The sequence below is a fragment of the Anatilimnocola aggregata genome (assembly GCF_007747655.1).
GTDB lineage: Bacteria > Planctomycetota > Planctomycetia > Pirellulales > Pirellulaceae > Anatilimnocola > Anatilimnocola aggregata.
Genome location: NZ_CP036274.1, coordinates 6,068,286 through 6,086,537 on the forward strand (window position 1 = coordinate 6,068,286; position 18,252 = coordinate 6,086,537).

The window sequence follows — 18,252 nt, forward strand, 5'->3', positions numbered from 1 at the left end:
CGTTGTGGCCATTTCGCGATGACAGCCGAATAGGAAGCCGCGCAGCTTGCGCCGGAAGCTCCGCTGTCATCAGTGATTAGCATAGTCGGCAAGTCCGCCGGTTGCAAGAAAACTCGCACCGGATGTGTCCCCGAAGCCTGCTCACAGCCCCCTCCTCACCAATTTGCTGCCCCGTTGTCTGGACGCCCTGATCGACTGGCGCTTGACCCAGCGGGCCGTTTCCGATAGTTAATACGACTTGCATCTGCTGCCAGCAGTCGTTGGGCGAGCTGCCCGCAGCACCGATGCAATCGTTACCACCGATTTCTCGCCCATTGGCCAAGGATTGTGACACGTGACCATTACGCGCCTCGGATCGAACCCCAAGCTGGCTCAAGGTTGGGATGCCGCTTTTGGCGGTAAGAAGGCAGCCGCTGCCGGCAAGAAGCAAGAAGCCCCTGCGAAGAAGTCGGCCTCGAAGAAGGCCACCCCGGCCAAGAAGAGCAAGAAGAAGTAATACCCGGCGACCAGTCAGCGGGTAATTGTCGGTAACATTTGCGGCGGAATTGCGACTGGAAAGGATATCCCTTCCTCGCAATTCCCGGAGTGCTGGCAATGTCCCGCTATGCTGCCCTGATCTATGGCCTGGCCTGTTATGCCCTGTTCGGCGTCGTTTCGATTTGGGCCCTGGCCTTTCTGGGCAATTTTTTGCCGGCAGACTCCGCGTTCGGCAGTTCTATCGATAGCCCAGCCCGCGGATGGTGGCCTGCTGCGCTCGCAGTGAACGCTCTACTGCTAACCATGTTCGCCGTGCAGCACAGCGTGATGGCCCGTCCCTGGTTCAAACGCCGCTGGACGAAGCTCATTCCCGAGCCCGTGGAACGAAGCACTTATGTCTTGTTCTCGTGCATTGCCTTGGGGCTGGTCGTGTGGCTCTGGCAGCCAATCGGTGGAATCGTTTGGCAAGTCAACTCGCCCGCCCTGCGCGCCGCGATCTATGCCTTATACTTCGCCGGCTGGCTGACCATCGTGGCCAGCAGCTTTTTTATCAACCACTTCGATCTGTTCGGCCTGCGGCAAGTTTGGCTCTACTATCAGGGCCTTCCCTACACCCACCTGCCCTTCGCCACTCCTGGTCCTTATCGCTTCATTCGTCATCCACTCTACGTCGGCTGGCTCCTCACCTTTTGGGCTGCTCCGACCATGACCTATTCGCACTTGTTTTTCGCGCTGGGAACAACTGCTTACATCTTTATTGCCGTGATCTTTGAAGAACGCGACCTGATTGCCCACTTTGGCGAAAGGTATGCCGAGTATCGGAGAAGCACACCGATGCTGGTGCCAGCACTGCGAACGAATTCATCTCGCACGGAAAAAGCTGTGACGGAATAGGCCGGAATTGTTATGAAAGAAACATAACAGTAAAAGATGACAGGCAAGATGCCTGTCCTACGTAAAAACCAATCACGCAATCCCTGCGTGTTCGGTTGCAAAAATCAAACGCACTTCACCCCCGTGAAGCGAGATGATCGAGAACTACTGCTTGGGCATCAGCACGGTGTCGACCACGTGGATCACGCCGTTGCTGCAGGCGATGTCGGCCTTGACCACGGTGGCGTCGTTAATCTTCACACCGTTCGCGGCATTAACCATCACAGCCTGACCTTGCACGGTCTTGGCTTCTTTCACCTTAACGACATCGGCTGCCATCACTTTGCCGGGGACCACGTGATAAGTGAGAATCGCGACGAGCTTGTCTTTGTTCTCGGGCTTCAGCAGCGATTCAACCGTTCCCTTCGGCAACTTGGCGAAGGCTTCATCGGTTGGGGCGAACACGGTGAATGGGCCCGAACCCTTCAGCGTGTCGATCAGGCCGCCGGCCTTCAGCGCCGCGGCCAGCGTCTTAAAGGAACCAGCTGCGACTGCCGTATCGACGATGTCCTTCTGTGCGGCAGCCGTCGGTTCGGCAGCGGTGGCCAACGTTGCTGTGGCCAAAAGTGCGAGCGAAAAGAGACCTGCGAACATTCCTGTGCGATGCATCAGACTAACTCCTGGAAGTGCTTCGTCCGCGCGCGACATCGCAGTGACTGACGACTCGCCAGCCCAATGAATTCCGCGAAGCGGCGGACGAAGATTCGTCCACTTCGTTCATGAGGATGATAGGGAGCCCGGCTAGCCCCCTGGGTCGAATTTTCAGCAAAAGATGGTGCGGCGCGCTTATTCGGCTGCGGGCTTCGCTTTTTCGCGTGGCACGTAGGCACTGCTATCGACAAGCATGTAGCCAGCCCAGAAGAAAGGATGCTCGGGTTTGAATTCTTCGAGCGTGGCTGGCGCTCGCAGGCGGCCCTCTTCGCGCGGATCGAGCGACGTACCGCGCAAGAGCGTGATTGCGCGGCGATGCGCATCGGCAGCAGGCAGATGCGGCAGCTCCTGCGAGTACTCTCGGACGAAGTCCGCTGTGCTGCGGCCGCCGACGCGCCAGCGCGAGAGAAGCATCGAGCGACTACCAGAGGCCATCAGCCCGCAGATCGTCAGGAACATTTCGTCGCCGTTGCCACCTCTCTTCAAACCATATTCGGCCGGTGAATGAAAGGTCGGAAAAACGAGCTGTTCGGGACAGCCCCAGGGAAGCGTCATCCAATCGCTAAGATTCGCCCCCGGTTTGCCGCGGTCGAGTTGCAGCGGCGACCAGCCGAACGGCAGCTTGTCGGTTTCTTCCATGTCGGTGAGCATGACCAGCCGATCGAACTGCGTCCCCAACAGGCTGCCCGGAGCCACAGTGTTGCCGGTTAGGACCGTCGAGCCAGGAAGGGCTGTGGCCAGTTGTTCCGCCACGGCTGCGGCAATTCGCTCGTCTTCGCGCGGTAAGATCTTGCCGGCAACGATCGCAGTTTTTGAAAGTGGCTTCTGGCCGCGTCTGTCGCCGAGCACCAACGACATCGTCGGCGCATAGCGAATGTTCAAATGCGAAATGAGCGAGGCACCGGTTTCACTTCCCGGCAACGGCAGCGCTTCGAAGGGGACGTACCACAGAAAACTATCAGGGACGATGATCAGCTCTTTGTACTTGGCCCAATCTTCGGCCCCCGCGCCGTTGCTGAGTTTTTTCAAGATCGCTGCAGCTGGCGTCTTCCAAGCATCGGAGGCGAGATCTTCAACCGGTACCGCTGCATTGCGATCGTACAGCGAAAGCTTTTTAAATAGGTCCATCATTTCGGCCTTCAGTTTGGCCGGCGATTCGAGCGTAAAGTAGGCATACTGCTCGTTCGTAAACGCGAATCCATGCAAGTTGCGACTGGTTTGAAAGAACGCCAGCACCAGGCTGCCCGGCGGAAGGTCCTTCTGCGTATCCTTCACCGCGCGCAAGGGCGGAAACGGTTGATCGGCGGCCGCGCGGGACAGGGCAATTTGATTGAGCAGGTGCTCTTGCCCAGTGCTGACCTGTCCTAATTGATTAAATAGCTCGAGCTGCTTTTTTTGGTCCGCATCGTCCGGTGGCAACAGCGGCAATTGCTCGAGTGCCGTGCGGGCCGCAGTGGCCTGTTGATTGAGGGCATCGTAAGCGGCAAAGCGATTCAGCAAGTCTTGCCGCTGTAATTGCGCCGATTCATCGAGCAACTCTTTGGGCGCTTGCAGTACCCAGCGCAGGGCAAGCAGTCGACCACCGAGAGGTACCACGGAGTGAAACCGATGCCGCCGAATCCGGTCGGCAATTTCCAGGGCTTTTTCGAGTTCTTTACGCGATAGCGCCAATTCGAACCAATGCTCCATCGGAATGGGATGGGGGGTCGACTGAATGGCAATGACCTCCAAAGGATCAAGTTGCCAATCGCGCGGTCGCGGCTCACGCAGCACATTCGCATAGAGCAAATCCGCCAGCCGTTCAGTGACTCCACCGGAGGTGAACATGGCGTCGGCCAGGGCGATTTGAAACAGCCCGGGCGACGCTTTGCGCTGATAGCCGAGGGCCGCGACGAGCGACGTGCCACCACCCAAGTTATTACCTTGAGCCAGTTGAATGCGAGCGGCCTGATAGTTGATTCGGCAACCCATCGTCCCCTGCAGCGCTTCGCCGCGACCGAGGTTCGAGCGGGCCTGGCCAATAGTCGCGCTGGCATTGTTCAGATCGCCGGTGACGAACAGATTCTCGGCAAGACCGGTCAGCAGCGTAACGTTCATCGTCCGCAGGCGTTTTGACTTGGCCCAGGCCGAGGCGGGAACAGCCGGCGCGAAGACGCCGGGCTGGCCAGAAATGATGTGCGTCATTTGCGCCTGACGAAAGGCTTCTTCCATGACGTCGAAGCGATCAAACCAGGCAGCCGAGTAAGTCGCTTCCATAAAGTAAGTCAGGGCGACGTCGTACTTCTCTTGGTCGAAGGCAATCCGTCCGAGTTCAAGCAGAGCGAGAGACGTGAGCGGATGATCGAGGACGCCGCCGGCGAGCAAGCCGCGCTGCAATTCCGAAATGGCCTGCACCGATTTGTTGGCACTAGCGAGAGCCAGGCCGTATTGAATTTCGACCAGGCACTGCGCCCAGTGATTTGGCGGACCAGGACGCCGCGCCAGCGCATCGACCAGCTGTCCAGTGAGAGGATCGTGTTCGCAGGTCGGTCCCATCAATTCGCCACGGCGACGAATGGAGACAGCAATGCAGCGGGCAATTTCCAGCACATTCACCGGCCGCAACGAAGGAGGCGCAATCACACCGCCTTGATTGGCCGCTTGCTGATTATCGATCCGGCCAAACAGCACCTGGAACTTTTCGGGAAAGCGGCCTATCTTCAGCGGCCTTGTGGGGGCTCCCCACGTAATGGCCACGCGCGGATTATTCTCGGCATCGATATTCGGAGGAAACTCGACCCGCAGCAGCCAATCGCGATGAGCGAGGAACAGCTTGCATGCCGAAGTGTACTGATCGAGCGCGTTCGTCAGATCGCCCATCTGGTTGTACGATTCGCCCATCATCGTGTGATAACAAATCGCATCGACCCAGCGACCTTCAATGCTCACCAATCCGCCACGGGCCGAATCGCGAAAACCGCGAACGCACGAGGCATAGTCACCGTCGTAATACGGCCCGAACATGGCGAAGTAAACATCGCCCGGCAACGTTCGATTTCCCGTCCCTTGGGCGTGCAACGAACGGGGCGCAAAGAAACCAGCGGTCAGGATAAGCAGGGTCACTGCGAAGCCAACGGCGGACCGGGCGCAAGAACGGGAAGAGATTTCGAGCCGGAACAAATCAAGGATGGCTCGTGCCCGGTTGATTGGCCTGATGGAACTCATTGCCCGTTATCTCCCTCTTCCGCCTATCGAAAAGCCCGTCTTTGATTGTACGTTGCCAGCCTAGCGAAAGGACAACTTGCTCGCAAACTTCACAGGCGCGGCAGAGGGTTTAGGGGCTCAAAGTTCTAAGTTTCAGGCCTTAAACTCCCCGGTTTTGAGTGCGCAGCGGTCAAGACCCGAAACATGTTGATTTTGCCGATTTCACCAGTTGCGCCAATTTTGAACCTTGAACTTCGAACTTGACTTCCCCTCCTCACGCTCCCCGTCACCGTTTACCATCAGGCCAGCAGTGGTTCATCGGCGCAGGGCCGACGGCGAAGACTTTCAGGAGCGAGACAGTGCGCGTCATTATCGAGTCCGATGCCCAGAGTGCGAGTCGGCGGGGAGCGAACTTTGTTACCGACCTGGTTCGAAAGAAGCCCAACTGCGTCCTCGGCCTGGCCACCGGCAGCACGCCGCAGAGCATGTACCGCGAGCTGATTCGGCGGCACAAGGAAGAGGGGCTCGACTTCTCGCAGGTTCGCACCTTCAACCTCGATGAATACGTCGGACTGGGGCCGGCACATCCGCAGAGCTATCGTTACTTCATGCAGCAGAATCTGTTCGACCACATCAATATTCCACCGGCCCAAACGCACGTCCCCGACGGCCGCGCCCTCGATTTCGAAACCCACTGCCGCCAGTACGAACAGCTGATCAAAGAATGCGGCGGCATCGATCTGCAAGTGCTGGGCGTGGGGACCGATGGGCATATCGCGTTCAATGAACCTGGGTCTTCGCTGGGGAGTCGCACGCGCCTGAAGACGCTGGCCACCGAGACGATTCGGGACAACGCCCGCTTCTTCGGCGGCGAAGACAAGGTGCCGCGTCTGGCCGTGACGATGGGAGTCGGCACCATTCTCGAATCGCGCCGCTGCTTGTTCCTGGCCTTCGGTCCGCAAAAAGCGATCGCCGTGCGCGATACGGTCGAAGGACCAATCACCGCCCAAGTTACTGCTTCGGCCCTGCAACTCCATCGCGAAGTGATCGGCGTCTTCGACGAGGCGGCTGCTCGCTTGCTCGTCCGCCGCGACTACTACGCGGAAGTCGAGCGCGCGCAATGCCTGCTCGAGGCGGGCGAATTTCGCGCGCTGGGCATCGGGGTGCAGTAACTGCAATCGAGTTGAGGGCCAGCTGGCATGTTGGGAGCTAAGGTAATCGACACGATTTTTTATACGAATGGCTGGTTAGCCAACCATCCGGAACTCGCAGCGAGGGGCGAAGGACTGCTGGCTATTCTGGATCCAGCAGAAGTTTCTGACTTGCCTGCGATTGCGGAACGGACAGTAAAAATCTTGAAGCCCGACGGTACTGTTTGTTCATTGGAGGTGACGTGCGCCGAGATCCATCATTCCGTCGTAGGGCTATTCTTCGCGGGTAAATCGCCTGAAGACATCCCGCGCCTGTCACGAATTGAATGGTAATCGGCGTAGGGTCGATAAGGAATGATTGGCCGAGCCGGCCACTTGGTAGCACGCGCACAGCCTAGGTCCGCCGTTTCCCGGTTAACTCTGCCAGGCAACTTCCACTTCAAGTTTCGTCCGTCCACGCAGCAAGGTCATGACGAGGGACGTTGCGTGCGGAATCGAAGTCAGCAGACGATGGATATCGTCGACGCTGGTCACGAGACGATCATTGATGGCCACAATGATGTCGTCCGAGCGAATGCCGCTCCGCTGAGCAACTCCGCGGGGCATGACTTCGATCACGCGGACGATTTGATCGGAGAGCAAATCGAACTCGCGAACCAACGCCTTGGGCAATCGTTCGACAGCGGCGGTCACACCTAATTGGCGGCGCCGAACACGACCATAAGCGAGAATTTCCGACGCGACCCATTCGGCTGTTTTTCCCGAGACCGCAAACCCGAGGCCCTGTGCGAGGGCAATGATGGCCGTGTTCACACCGACGACGCGACCGCGCGAGTCGACGAGTGGCCCGCCACTATTGCCGGGATTAATCGGCGCGGTGTGCTGAATAATGCTTTCAATTAAGCGGCCGTCGTTCCCGCGCAAGGTACGCCCCGTGGCACTGATGATGCCCGTGGAGACAGTCGAGTGAAGGCCCATGGGACTCCCCATGGCGATCACCAGTTGTCCGACGCGCACCGCATCGGAATCGGCCAGTTCCGCCGACGGCAGATCGCTGGCAGCAAGTCGCAACACGGCGATATCGGTCGCCGGATCATCCCCCACGACTTTGGCATCGAGGCGGTCGCCGTCGTCGGTTTGGGCGATCAACTTTTGGCGGCCGCCGACCACATGGCTGTTCGTAATCGCATAACCGTCGGCCTTGATGATGAACCCCGAGCCAGAGCCTCCCCCTTCGCCGGTCACGCTGATGACAGCTGGCGAGACTTTCTCGACCACGTTTACAACGGCCTGCGAATAGGCATCGAGCAGGTCACTTTCGCTGGGGACTGCCCCGGGAGCACGTTCGCGTCCGTCACCTGGATTGCTTGGCCCCGATATTTGTTGATAGGAAATGCGGTCTGACATGGAAGTCCTTTCGTAGGAGGCTCAGGAATCATAGGCGCGGGTAAATGCTGCGGCAAATTGGACTGAGATGAGGAAGAAGAGCGTCCCGTTGGCTACTGCCGCAAGCGGGACATTCCGCGAACTGCTTGTAAGATGGGCCGCGGCCACCGGTAATCACTGACAGTTACCAGTGTCGAATTCAGTCAGTTATTTGCGAAGGAGCCTGTCATGTCTCAACTAGAGAAAGTCCTCTACACCGCCAAGACACACACGACCGGTGGCCGCGACGGCGCGTCGCGCAGTTCGGACGGACGTCTCGAAGTCACACTGTCGTCGCCCGGCGCTGCAGGCACGGGCACAAATCCGGAACAGCTATTTGCGGCTGGTTGGTCGGCCTGCTTCATCGGGGCAATGGGAGTGGCTGCCAGCAAGCTGAAAGTAACCCTGCCAGCTGAGCGGGCCATCGATGCCGAGGTCGATCTCGGGTTGGTCGATGGCGGTTATCAACTTCGCGCTCGTTTGAACGTCAGTTTGCCAGGCTTAGATCGGGCCGTGGCGCAGGCGATCGTCGACGCGGCCCATCAGATCTGCCCCTATTCCAAGGCGACACGGGGCAACATCGATGTGGCGATCACACTTGTCTAATGACGAAATAGGTCGCAGGAAATGGAAACAAGGTTGGAGCTACAACGACTCCAGCCAGTCGAGCAGCAAGGTGGGTTCAGCGAGCGAGCGCAGCACGAGGTCCGCTCCTTCGCGATTTTCGTAAGTGTGCGGATCGACTTCGCCCGTGAGCAACACGGTTCGCGCGCCGGCGGCACGGCCGCACTCAATATCGAAGCGATAGTCGCCGATCATCACAACTTCTGCGGGGTGCACCTGCCACTCGCGGCAGATTTTTTCGATGGGCCACGGATGTGGTTTCACGGGACCATCGTCGCGGGTGATGACCTGCGGAAAGTGGAGTCCCACCCCGCGCAGGGTTGCCTCGGTCACCGGCCGGCTGTTGCGGGTGACGATGGCCTGGTGCCATTGCCGCACTTTCACGGCATGGAGCAGGTCCGCGACGCCGGGCAGCAACTGAGAGCGGGCTGCACCCTCGCGTTCGTGCCGGTCGAGAATTTCCTTACAACGGGCCGCATGATCTGGGGGTAATTTTGTGAGCGCTTCGAGAATCGCCATCTCTGGCGGTAACTGCATTTCTTCGCGCATCAGATCGAAATCGAGCCGCGAGTCGACAAGCGTGCCATCGAGATCGAAAATCACACCACGAATTGCCGGCACGTCACAAAATCCTCGCTCAGAATGCTCTCACTTAGTAAGCGATCTATTGTAGCCAACTGGCAAGATTGTTGGCTGAGTGCAACCAACGCATGCAACGCGAATTGAATAACTTTCCGAATGCGCTGTTGGAGAGCAGTGATTCTCCAGCTGGCAACGCTAGTTGCCGGATTTGAGCGGCGTGGCTCGCCCGGGCCAAAATAGCACGAAAACTTTCAGCCAAATGTTATTGACAAGTAGTCACGACATAGCAATAACTTAACTGGCTGTTTGGCAACCTGGTGGAAGGGGCGTGACTGCGCGGCAAAAACGTTGCGCGTCGTCGCGAGGCATCTGTTCTTGTCATTCGTGGCAAGCAACGAATCGCCGCGCGTGCGGCACAGAGTTTCATCCATGGGGTTTTTCAACAAACAGGATGAATTCGGAATTGGAAAGTTGGCGCAATTCATTGCTGTGAAACAGCTTGCTGACAATCTCGCAAAAGGGGGGTGTTGATAAACCTCGTGGTACTACGCCGCGGCTGAATAGCCGACAACAATTGTTCGGCGAGCCCGACCGCAATCGAGGGGGTGTTCAACAATCGGAGCCATTATTGGGCGGAAAACAGCGTAACTATCGTGTTTCCGCAAGATTTGCTACTAACAATGAGACGGATTGTTGAACATTCACGTTTTTTTAGAACGCGTGAGAGCAATTTCCCGAATCCGATTTGAATGCCCGCGGGCGAGGCATTAATAGTTCGGTGTCGGCGGGCGGTAGTGGGTCAGGTCGATGTTGCGGAACCATTCGATGGTCTTTTGCAGACCTTCGCGCAGGCTGATGGTGGGTTGCCAGCCGAGTTTGGCGAGGGCCAGCCCGATGTCGGGGCGGCGGCGGGTTGGATCGTCGGCAGGCAGGGGTTCGTGAATGATTTTGGAAGTCGAGCCGGTGAGTTGCAGCACCAGTTCGGCCAGTTCGCGAACGGTGAACTCGTCGGGGTTGCCGAGGTTGACCGGGCCGATGAAATCGTCGGGGCCTTCCATCATGCGGATCATGCCGTCGATCAGGTCGTCGCGATAGCAGAACGAGCGGGTCTGCTGGCCATTGCCAAAGAGGGTAATGTCTTCGCCCTGCAGCGCCTGGCGGATGAAGTTCGAGACGACGCGGCCATCGAACGGGTGCATCCGCGGGCCGTAGGTGTTAAAGATGCGAACAATGCGAATGTTGATGCGGTTCACACGGTGATAGTCCATGAACAGCGCTTCGGCGGCTCGTTTGCCTTCGTCGTAACAAGCGCGCGGACCGATGGGGTTCACACTGCCGCGATAATCTTCGCGCTGGGGATGTACTTCAGGGTCGCCATAGACTTCGCTGGTCGAAGCTTGCAGCACTTTGGCCCGACAACGTCGAGCCATGCCGAGAACGTTGATCGCCCCCATCACGGATGTCTTCAGTGTCTTGATGGGATTGAACTGATAGTGTCCCGGTGCGGCGGGGCAGGCAAGGTTGTAAATTTCGTCGACCTCGAGCCAGAACGGCAAGGTGACATCGTGCCGGATCAGGTCGAAGTTGGTTCGCCCGAGCAGGTGCGTGATGTTGCTCTTCTGGCTCGTAAAGAAGTTATCGAGGCAGATGACATCGTGGCCGAGTTCCACCAGCCGTTCGCATAAATGCGAACCGAGAAACCCAGCCCCACCAGTGACGAGAATGCGCTTAATCATAGAATGACGATCACCCGAATGACCCAGTCGGTTACTCCTGCCGTAATATAGGTCATCGTCGTTACGGTCGAGCGGATGGTGGTCGCACAGCAAAGATAACGGTTGCAACGAATAGTGGATGGCCGAGCATCGCGAACCGGATGACAGAGAAGGAATGATTGGAATTCATGGACCAGCGGACCACTACGACTGCTTATCGCGCCCGCTGGGTTTTTCCTGTGGAAAGACCGCCGATTGAGCAGGGTGTGGTGACGGTTGCCAATGGGCTGATCGTGGGCGTGGGCCAGCAGCCGGTTGAGGGAGCGGCCGTAGTTGACTTGGGTAATGTCGCGCTGTTGCCGGGGCTGATTAACGCCCACACGCATTTGGAGTTCAGCCTGTTTAATCGGCCGTTCGGCCAGCGAGGAACCTCGTTCGCGACCTGGCTGAAGCAAGTGGTGGCCTGGCGACGCGAGCAGCCGGCGGTGCTTGGGCAAGAAGAGTGGGCGCTCGCGCAGGGGTTGAACGAAGTGCGAACGACAGCAACAGCGGCAATTGGCGAAATTGCTACGCCGTTGTTTTCTGACTGTTGGCGCAACCAGCCAACCGAACAGGCCGGCGTCATTTTTTTGGAGTTGCTAAGTTTGAATCCGGAGCGTGTGGCACCGCTCCTTAACCTGGCCGTGGAATTCACTCGCGGCACATGGGAAGGGAATCCGCAGCGAGGGTTAAGCCCGCATGCGCCTTACACGGTTCATCCCGAGTTGCTGGCCGGTGCAGTGGAACTATCCCGGGAACGACAAATTCCGCTGACGATGCATCTGGCCGAATCGCGGGAGGAACTGGAACTGCTGGATGCGCAGACTGGTCCACTCGTCGAACTGCTGCACAATCTGGCCGCCTGGTATCCCGAGTCCTTACGGAAAGGTACTCGGCCTCTCGACTACTTGCGCGTGCTCACCAATGCTCATCATGCCCTGATCGCCCACGGCAATTATCTGCAGGCGGATGAGATTGCGTATGTGGCGGAACATCGCAAGCGGCTAACGGTTGTCTACTGCCCGCGCACGCAGGCTTATTTCGATCACGATCCGTATCCCCTGCTGCAAATGCTCCATGCGGGAGCGAGAGTGGCAGTGGGAACCGATTCGCGGGCGAGCAATCCCGATCTGTCGGTATGGAAGGAACTGCAACAGGTACGGACGACGCATGCAAACGTGTCGCCTGAGGTAATCCTAACCATGGGAACGATCGCCGGAGCAGAGGCGCTCGGCAAGCAAAGTCAGCACGGCACCCTATCGGTCGGCAAACGTGCGGAATTAACGATAATTCAATTGCCGAATGAACATGGCGATGCCTACGAAGCGCTCTTCTCCGGTGAGCAGATTACTCATCCGATTTATCGAACAGGATGCTGATCGATTGGTCGTGGTGAATCCGCTTAATGGCTTCGGCCAAGAGCGGGGCAACCGAAAGAACTTGCAAATTCGGCAGTCGCTTTTCTGCGGGTACGGGAACGGTATCGCAGACGGCCAGCGTGGTGATCTTCGAGTCTCTGATCTTTTCGATAGCCTTACCACAGAGCACGCCGTGAGTAGCCGCCACGAAGATTTCGCGAGCTCCCGCTTCGTGTACGCGGGCGGCAGCACCGCAGATCGAACCGCCGGTGGTGATCATGTCGTCGAACATGAATGCGACCTTTCCCTCAATGGGACCGCCGATGATGTGTTCCTGGCGAGTCTCCATGGCGTTATCGCGGCGCTTATCGACGATCGCTAACTTGCCACCCATCCGCTTCGCATATCCGAGAGCCCGCTTGATGCTGCCCACATCGGGACTGACGACGACTCGCTCACCTTCGCCAAACGGCAGTGACGAAGCAAACTCTTGCAGCACCGGTGCGGCGTAAAGATTATCGACCGGGCAATCGAAAAAGCCCTGAATCTGCGGCGAATGGAGGTCCATCGTCAGTACGCGGTCGGCACCAGCGCGGGTGATGAGATTCGCCACGAGCTTGGCGGTGATCGGTACGCGCCCTTCGTCTTTGCGGTCTTGCCGGGCATAACCAAAGTAAGGAATGACCGCTGTAATGCGTTCGGCCGAAGCCCGCTTACAGCTGTCGATCATGATTAGGAGTTCCATCAAGTTGTCGTTGACGGGTGGGCAGGTGGGCTGCACCAGAAAGATATCGCGGCCGCGAATGTCTTCTTCGATCTTGCAGAAGTTTTCGCCGTCCGGAAACTTGCCCAGCGTGATTTCGGCCAGCGGCAAATGCAGAAAATTGCAAATGCTCTTGGCCAAAGGTCGGTTGGCCTGGCCGGAAAAGATCTTCAGTTCACGCATTGTTTTGGTTAGCCCGACGCGTCAGCGAGGGAGAGGTGAATTAAACCGCTGCGACGTTGAGGGCGTTCTTAAATGGATCGAGAGACAAGGAACGAGAGATGTCAGATAGACGCGAAATTGCATTTCACCCTCGCTAACGCGTCGGGCTAAATGGGTTTACAGCAGCCCGTAGTTGACCAAGGTTTGCTTCAGCTTGGTCTCGCCCGCGGCATCGAGGGGCGTCATTGGCAAACGCAATTCGCCCGTGTCGCGCCCGAGCATCTTCATGGCTGCCTTAAGTGGAATTGGATTGGTAGAGAGGCCCAGCATGTCGCGACACAGGTGGAACAGCTTGTGGTGCCACTTCTCGGCTCCCTTGGTATCGCCCTGGGAATAAGCGTTGAGCAGGGCGAGCATATCCTTGGGGACGATGTTGCCGACCACGGAGATGACACCTTCGCCACCGACCGAGAGGAGTGGCAGCGTCAGGCTGTCGTCGCCACTGAGAATCGTGAGATCGGTGCTGCTGAGAATCTGCGAGGCTTGGTCGAGCGAGCCGGTGGCTTCTTTCACACAGGTGATGTTCGGCAATGTGGCCAGACGAACGAACGTTTCAGGCTCAATGTTCTTGCCAGTGCGGCCCGGAATGTTGTAGACGCAAATCGGAATACCTACTTGCTCCGCTACAGCCTTGTAATGTTGGAAGAAACCTTCCTGCGTCGGCTTGTTGTAGTAGGGAGCTACCATCAGTGCGGCGTCAGCACCTTCCTTGGCGGCCCACTTGGTCAGGCGCAGCGCTTCGGCCGTGCTGTTGGAACCGGTTCCCGGCATCACTTTGCAGCGGCCGCGGGCCGTTTGCACGACGATGGAAATGACCCGCTCGTGTTCTTCGTGCGAGAGGGTGGGGGATTCGCCGGTGGTGCCAACCGGGCAGAGCCCGTGAGTGCCGGCCGCGATTTGAAACTCGACCTGCTCCTTGAGCTTGGCTTCGTCCAATTGGCCATTCTTAAGAGGGGTGGTAATCGCAACCCACAAACCTGCAAACGCCGAACCTTTCCGCGCCATAACCACATCCACCTTAGAAGATCGCCAGCTTCGTAAAAATCGCTCTCGTCGGTTGGACTGATTGGTAAGCCAGTTCGGCCACTTTGGTCGTACCGCGAGCAAACGATCATGATAGCGCCCGCAGGCGGAAGTTCGCAATGGGCAGACTGAGCGTGCGGGCCTTGTCGCTGGCTTTCAACGGCCCGGTGCGTAGGCTATTCTGGGGGCACTTACAGAACCCTGCCGGAACGCATGTTTTGGCCGCTGAAGAAGTTGGGAGCCTGCCTCAATGATTTTTGATCTGCTACTTCTCGCGCAAGATGGTGTGCCGCCAGCCGGCGACGGCGCTTGGTTCTTTTGGACGGTCATGGCCATCGTCGTGGTCACCGGCTTCATTCTGCTCATTGCCGCCATCTCGTTCGCCGCCTTCGGCAAGATCTGGTTTCAGGCTTACATGTCGGACGCCGACGTGAGCATGCTCGCCTTGGTCGGCATGTGGTTCCGGCAGGTCAATATGCGAATCGTCGTGCAAGCCAAGATCATGGCCGCCCAAGCCGGGTTGGATATCAACCGCCGCACAGGCATCAGCACCGCCCGCGTCGAAGCCCACTATCTGGCAGGCGGTAACGTGATGAACGTCATCCACGCTATCATCGCCGCCCACCGCGCGGGAATTCCCCTTGATTTCGATCAGGCAGCTGCCATCGACCTTGCCGGCCGCGATGTGCTTGATGCAGTCCGCACGAGCGTGCATCCCAAAGTCATCGACTGCCCCGACCCGCGCCGCAGCGGCAACGATACTCTGGCAGCCGTCGCCAAAGATGGCATTGAACTCCGCGTAAAGGCCCGCGTCACCGTGCGCACGAATCTTGCCCGCCTGATCGGTGGTGCAACGGAAGACACTGTGATTGCTCGCGTCGGTGAAGGGATCATCACCTCGATTGGTTCGTCAGCTACCCATAAAGATGTGCTCGCCAATCCGAACCGCATTTCCAAAGCGGTGCTCGATCGCGGGCTGGACAATCAAACCGCTTTCGAAATCGTGTCGATCGACATTGCCCACGTGGTCGTTGGTCAAAACATCGGTGCTCGCTTGCAAGCCGATGCTGCGGAAGCGGATACACGCGTCGCCCGCGCTTTGGCAGAACAACGTCGCAGCGAAGCCGTAGCCCACGAGCAGGAAATGAAAGCCAAAGTCGCCGAAAATCGGGCGGCACTCGTCGAAGCAGAAGCCCAGGTACCGCTGGCAATGGCCACGGCATTCCAAAAGGGAAATCTGTCGACGGCGAACTGATCTAGAATAAAGTACTCCCACCGCTGAGGATGCTCCCATGCTTGCCTGGCTGTTGCTCGCTGCTACGTTCTCGGGCGAACTTGTCCCAGCAGATGTGGCGTTGCTCGAGACTTTTCGTGACGAGTTTGTACTAATCACGCCGGGATCAGGAAAGTTTCCCGCCGACGAGAAGGTTAAAGAACCGTTTGCCATTTCACGGTACGAAGTGACCCAAAACGTTTGGGGCGTCGCGCTCGGCAAGAATCCCAGCGAATGGAAAGGTGAACGCAACTCTTGCGAACGTTTCGATTTTCAGGAAGCGAAGCATTTTTGCGAACGCATTACTTCGGAACTCCGTAATCGAAAGCTGATCGGTCCCAAGCAGGAGATAAGGCTCCCCACGTCTGACGAATGGAATTACGCAGCCGCGGCCGGCACTAAAACGAAATACTCCTTTGGCGATGATGAAAGCCAACTCGGGCAGTTTGGCTGGTTCCATGGAAATGCCGCGGGCAACGATCCCGTCGTCGGCGCCAAGAAGCCGAATGATTGGGGCCTCTACGACGTGCATGGCTATTTGTGGGAATGGTGTACCACCGAAGCTGGGCCCGTGCTGCGAGGTGGTAGTTGGACCGATCCGGCCGACCAATTGGCAACGGCAATTGTGAAAAAGGTTGCCCCAGAAACGCGCGGCCCGCACATTGGTCTGCGCTGTGTGCTCGCAGGCGAAGGGATTACCACAGCGAAGTTCGTTGCCGTGGCCGAACCGATGAAAGGCGTTTTCGCGCCGGTAAAACAACGGGCGATTATCCCAGAAACGTCCAAGCTGGAAAAACTATGGGCCGAGGGTGAATTCACCGAAGGTCCAGCGACCGCGCCCGATGGCTCCATTTTGTTTTCGGATATCGGCACGAAGATTTTTCGCTTCGACCCGACGACCAAACAAACGAAGCTCTTTCGCGAACCCAGTGGCCGGAGCAATGGCTTGCTGTTCGATGCCAGTGGCCGGCTGATTGCCTGCGAAGGAGCCAACACTGGCGGCAATCGACGGATTTCGATCACCACGGGCATTCAGGGGGCGACCGACGGCAAGATTGAAACACTGGCAGACAACTTTGAAGGGAAGCGTTTCAATAGCCCGAATGACTTGGCCATTGATGGTCAGGGGCGCACCTATTTCACCGATCCACGTTACGTCGGTGACGATCCGCGCGATCTGGATTTTGAAGCAGTCTTCATCGTCGACGCGCCAACTGCTGGAAAAAAGAGCAACGTCCGCGTGGCCACTCGCGAAGTGCAAAAGCCGAATGGAATTCTGGTTTCAGCAGATGGTAAGACGGTCTTCATCGCCGACAACAATCCCAAGGGTAACGTGCAACTGGTGGCGATGAGCGTCGAGCCTGATGGCAAGCTCGCCGACAAACGGGTGCTGTTCGATTTCGTCAGCGGCCGCGGCATCGATGGCATGACGCTCGACAAAGCGGGCAATATCTACGCCACGGCTGGCACCGGCAAAAAAGCAGGAATCTACGTGTTCTCGTCCAGCGGCGAGCATCTGGCGTTTATCGCCACTCCTGGTGACCCGACCAATTGCACCTTCGGCGCGAACCAAAATGAAGGTGCTTACCTCTATATCACCGCCTCGACCGGACCGAAGAACAATGGCCAGGATCCCAAGTTCGGGTTGTTTCGCATCTTGCTGCCGGTGCAAGGTCAACACGTAGTGAAGTTGATGCCGTGAGTGCAGAGACTTGAGCCCTCCACACCACTTTTGAGTCGATGAACGCATCCTTCGAGTGTGAACTTTGCCTCCGTCTGCTCAAAGGAAAAGGGAGCCGGCATCACCTCATACCACGAGCCTGTCATCGTCGCACCTGGTTTCGCAATCGTTACTCGCGCGAGCAACGGCTGTCGACCATCGAGCTTTGCAGCGATTGCCATGCAGCCATTCACGACTTGATTCCGGACGAGCGCGAGCTGGGCCGGTCGTATTTCACGGTCGAGTTGCTGGCGAGTCATCCGGCCGTCGCTAAATATTTAGTGTGGGTCCGCAAGCAGAAGTAATCTCACAGCCAAGACTGGCATCTCGCGCGGCCAACTGCTAGGGTAGATCGACGTGGCAGCTATCGAATGCCTGCCGCAGCCGAAGCAAATGGCTTCTGGCTCCCGCCTTTCCTTCCTAGGAGAATGAATCATGTCGAAGTGGAATACCTTGCTCCTTACCGGTGTTGTTGCAGCGTGCATCAGCACTGTTTACGCCGCCGATAAAGCGCCTACCGCCGAAAAGGCCCCTGCTGTGCTCGAACACAAAGTGAAAAATATTGCCGGGCAAGAAGTCGATCTGTCGAAGTACAAGGGAAAAGTGCTGCTGGTGGTTAATGTCGCCAGCCGCTGCGGCTTGACCGACCAATATGAACAACTTCAAGGACTGCACGATAAGTACAGCGACAAGGGCTTGGCCGTGATGGGTTTCCCTTGCAATCAATTCGGCAAGCAAGAGCCCGGTTCAGAGGCTGATATCGCCGCCTTTTGCACGAAGGATTACGGCGTGAAGTTCGATATGTTCTCGAAGCTCAACGTCAACACGATCAAGAAGGACGGCAAAGTGATCGAGGAAGCCGACCCGTTTTATCAGAGCCTGACTTCGACCGAAACGAAGCCAGCCGGTAAGGGAAACATCACCTGGAATTTCGAGAAGTTCGTTATCGGTCGCAATGGCGAAGTGGTCGCCCGCTTTGCTCCCCGCACTTCACCCGACGATGCCGAAGTAGTGAAGGTGATCGAAGCCGAACTGGCCAAGAAATAATTAGTCAAGCCACCGAACAATAAATCGCTTCGCTTCAGCCCCCGGTCGGTTATCTTGCCGACCGAG

At 57.6% G+C, this 18,252-nt stretch carries 17 protein-coding genes; 10 read left to right on the forward strand and 7 right to left on the reverse strand.

Features of this window, described 5'->3' with window-relative positions:
- The first annotated feature begins 334 nt into the window (after positions 1 to 334).
- Together ETAA8_RS34895 and mddA are read left to right on the forward strand one after the other, a co-directional pair.
- Complete coding sequence (locus ETAA8_RS34895) at positions 335 to 496, forward strand: hypothetical protein (RefSeq protein ID WP_202921208.1); 162 nt, start codon at positions 335 to 337, stop codon at positions 494 to 496.
- A 98-nt stretch (positions 497 to 594) separates the two neighbouring features.
- The gene (mddA, locus tag ETAA8_RS22875; RefSeq protein WP_145093836.1) at positions 595 to 1,371 is read left to right on the forward strand and encodes a methanethiol S-methyltransferase; all 777 of its coding nucleotides are present in this window, start codon (positions 595 to 597) and stop codon (positions 1,369 to 1,371) included.
- 144 nt (positions 1,372 to 1,515) lie between these two features.
- Here mddA and ETAA8_RS22880 read toward each other — a convergent pair whose 3' ends face one another.
- Entirely contained in the window at positions 1,516 to 2,019 is a 504-nt protein-coding gene (locus tag ETAA8_RS22880; protein WP_238397507.1) for a fasciclin domain-containing protein, read from the reverse strand.
- Between the two features lie 177 nt (positions 2,020 to 2,196).
- A complete protein-coding gene (locus ETAA8_RS22885; protein WP_202921209.1) occupies positions 2,197 to 5,163 on the reverse strand; it encodes a CHAT domain-containing protein in 2,967 nt (988 codons plus the stop codon).
- 440 nt (positions 5,164 to 5,603) lie between these two features.
- Between ETAA8_RS22885 and nagB the strand changes: the two genes are divergently transcribed.
- Both nagB and ETAA8_RS22895 read left to right on the forward strand, forming a co-directional pair.
- Positions 5,604 to 6,416: a glucosamine-6-phosphate deaminase gene (gene nagB / locus ETAA8_RS22890; RefSeq protein ID WP_145093841.1), complete on the forward strand. Its 813-nt coding sequence runs from the start codon at positions 5,604 to 5,606 to the stop codon at positions 6,414 to 6,416.
- Positions 6,417 to 6,443: 27 nt separating this feature from the next.
- Positions 6,444 to 6,728 carry a hypothetical protein gene (locus ETAA8_RS22895; RefSeq protein ID WP_145093844.1) on the forward strand — a complete coding sequence of 95 codons (285 nt, stop codon included), beginning with the start codon at positions 6,444 to 6,446 and terminating at the stop codon, positions 6,726 to 6,728.
- Positions 6,729 to 6,809: 81 nt separating this feature from the next.
- Here ETAA8_RS22895 and ETAA8_RS22900 read toward each other — a convergent pair whose 3' ends face one another.
- The gene (locus ETAA8_RS22900; RefSeq protein ID WP_145093847.1) at positions 6,810 to 7,802 is read right to left on the reverse strand and encodes a S1C family serine protease; all 993 of its coding nucleotides are present in this window, start codon (positions 7,800 to 7,802) and stop codon (positions 6,810 to 6,812) included.
- A gap of 207 nt (positions 7,803 to 8,009) precedes the next feature.
- On the opposite strand from ETAA8_RS22900, the gene ETAA8_RS22905 reads away from it, so the two are divergent.
- A complete protein-coding gene (locus ETAA8_RS22905) occupies positions 8,010 to 8,426 on the forward strand; it encodes an organic hydroperoxide resistance protein (RefSeq protein ID WP_145093850.1) in 417 nt (138 codons plus the stop codon).
- 39 nt (positions 8,427 to 8,465) lie between these two features.
- On the opposite strand, the gene ETAA8_RS22910 is transcribed toward ETAA8_RS22905, so the two are convergent.
- Together ETAA8_RS22910 and ETAA8_RS22915 are read right to left on the reverse strand one after the other, a co-directional pair.
- The gene (locus ETAA8_RS22910) at positions 8,466 to 9,065 is read right to left on the reverse strand and encodes an HAD family hydrolase (RefSeq protein ID WP_145093853.1); all 600 of its coding nucleotides are present in this window, start codon (positions 9,063 to 9,065) and stop codon (positions 8,466 to 8,468) included.
- Positions 9,066 to 9,793: 728 nt separating this feature from the next.
- Positions 9,794 to 10,762 (reverse strand): UDP-glucuronic acid decarboxylase family protein, encoded by a 969-nt coding sequence (locus ETAA8_RS22915; protein ID WP_145093856.1) that lies wholly within the window; start codon positions 10,760 to 10,762, stop codon positions 9,794 to 9,796.
- A gap of 167 nt (positions 10,763 to 10,929) precedes the next feature.
- On the opposite strand from ETAA8_RS22915, the gene ETAA8_RS22920 reads away from it, so the two are divergent.
- Positions 10,930 to 12,159 carry an amidohydrolase family protein gene (locus ETAA8_RS22920; RefSeq protein ID WP_145093859.1) on the forward strand — a complete coding sequence of 410 codons (1,230 nt, stop codon included), beginning with the start codon at positions 10,930 to 10,932 and terminating at the stop codon, positions 12,157 to 12,159.
- On the opposite strand, the gene ETAA8_RS22925 is transcribed toward ETAA8_RS22920, so the two are convergent.
- The gene (locus ETAA8_RS22925; protein WP_145093862.1) at positions 12,128 to 13,084 is read right to left on the reverse strand and encodes a ribose-phosphate diphosphokinase; all 957 of its coding nucleotides are present in this window, start codon (positions 13,082 to 13,084) and stop codon (positions 12,128 to 12,130) included. The genes ETAA8_RS22920 and ETAA8_RS22925 overlap by 32 nt on opposite strands.
- Positions 13,085 to 13,240: 156 nt before the next feature.
- Positions 13,241 to 14,128: a 4-hydroxy-tetrahydrodipicolinate synthase gene (dapA, locus tag ETAA8_RS22930; RefSeq protein WP_145093865.1), complete on the reverse strand. Its 888-nt coding sequence runs from the start codon at positions 14,126 to 14,128 to the stop codon at positions 13,241 to 13,243.
- Between the two features lie 268 nt (positions 14,129 to 14,396).
- On the opposite strand from dapA, the gene floA reads away from it, so the two are divergent.
- From floA to ETAA8_RS22950, 4 genes are all read left to right on the forward strand, one after another.
- Complete coding sequence (gene floA / locus ETAA8_RS22935; RefSeq protein ID WP_145093868.1) at positions 14,397 to 15,401, forward strand: flotillin-like protein FloA; 1,005 nt, start codon at positions 14,397 to 14,399, stop codon at positions 15,399 to 15,401.
- 37 nt (positions 15,402 to 15,438) lie between these two features.
- Positions 15,439 to 17,121, forward strand: a complete 1,683-nt coding sequence (locus tag ETAA8_RS22940; RefSeq protein WP_145093871.1) for an SMP-30/gluconolactonase/LRE family protein — start codon at positions 15,439 to 15,441, stop codon at positions 17,119 to 17,121.
- A 38-nt stretch (positions 17,122 to 17,159) separates the two neighbouring features.
- A complete protein-coding gene (locus tag ETAA8_RS22945) occupies positions 17,160 to 17,444 on the forward strand; it encodes a hypothetical protein (RefSeq protein WP_145093874.1) in 285 nt (94 codons plus the stop codon).
- Positions 17,445 to 17,574: 130 nt separating this feature from the next.
- Positions 17,575 to 18,186 (forward strand): glutathione peroxidase, encoded by a 612-nt coding sequence (locus tag ETAA8_RS22950; protein WP_145093877.1) that lies wholly within the window; start codon positions 17,575 to 17,577, stop codon positions 18,184 to 18,186.
- Positions 18,187 to 18,252: the final 66 nt, after the last annotated feature.

Bases quoted from the DNA above. Each gene is read 5' to 3' on its own strand.
- mddA (WP_145093836.1), top strand. From the start codon at position 595: ATGTCCCGCTATGCTGCCCTGATCTATGGCCTGGCCTGTTATGCCCTG.
- ETAA8_RS22880 (WP_238397507.1), bottom strand. From the start codon at position 2,019: ATGCATCGCACAGGAATGTTCGCAGGTCTCTTTTCGCTCGCACTTTTG.
- ETAA8_RS22895 (WP_145093844.1), top strand. From the start codon at position 6,444: ATGTTGGGAGCTAAGGTAATCGACACGATTTTTTATACGAATGGCTGG.
- ETAA8_RS22900 (WP_145093847.1), bottom strand. From the start codon at position 7,802: ATGTCAGACCGCATTTCCTATCAACAAATATCGGGGCCAAGCAATCCA.
- ETAA8_RS22905 (WP_145093850.1), top strand. From the start codon at position 8,010: ATGTCTCAACTAGAGAAAGTCCTCTACACCGCCAAGACACACACGACC.
- ETAA8_RS22915 (WP_145093856.1), bottom strand. From the start codon at position 10,762: ATGATTAAGCGCATTCTCGTCACTGGTGGGGCTGGGTTTCTCGGTTCG.
- ETAA8_RS22920 (WP_145093859.1), top strand. From the start codon at position 10,930: ATGGACCAGCGGACCACTACGACTGCTTATCGCGCCCGCTGGGTTTTT.
- ETAA8_RS22925 (WP_145093862.1), bottom strand. From the start codon at position 13,084: ATGCGTGAACTGAAGATCTTTTCCGGCCAGGCCAACCGACCTTTGGCC.
- dapA (WP_145093865.1), bottom strand. From the start codon at position 14,128: ATGGCGCGGAAAGGTTCGGCGTTTGCAGGTTTGTGGGTTGCGATTACC.
- floA (WP_145093868.1), top strand. From the start codon at position 14,397: ATGATTTTTGATCTGCTACTTCTCGCGCAAGATGGTGTGCCGCCAGCC.
- ETAA8_RS22940 (WP_145093871.1), top strand. From the start codon at position 15,439: ATGCTTGCCTGGCTGTTGCTCGCTGCTACGTTCTCGGGCGAACTTGTC.
- ETAA8_RS22945 (WP_145093874.1), top strand. From the start codon at position 17,160: ATGAACGCATCCTTCGAGTGTGAACTTTGCCTCCGTCTGCTCAAAGGA.
- ETAA8_RS22950 (WP_145093877.1), top strand. From the start codon at position 17,575: ATGTCGAAGTGGAATACCTTGCTCCTTACCGGTGTTGTTGCAGCGTGC.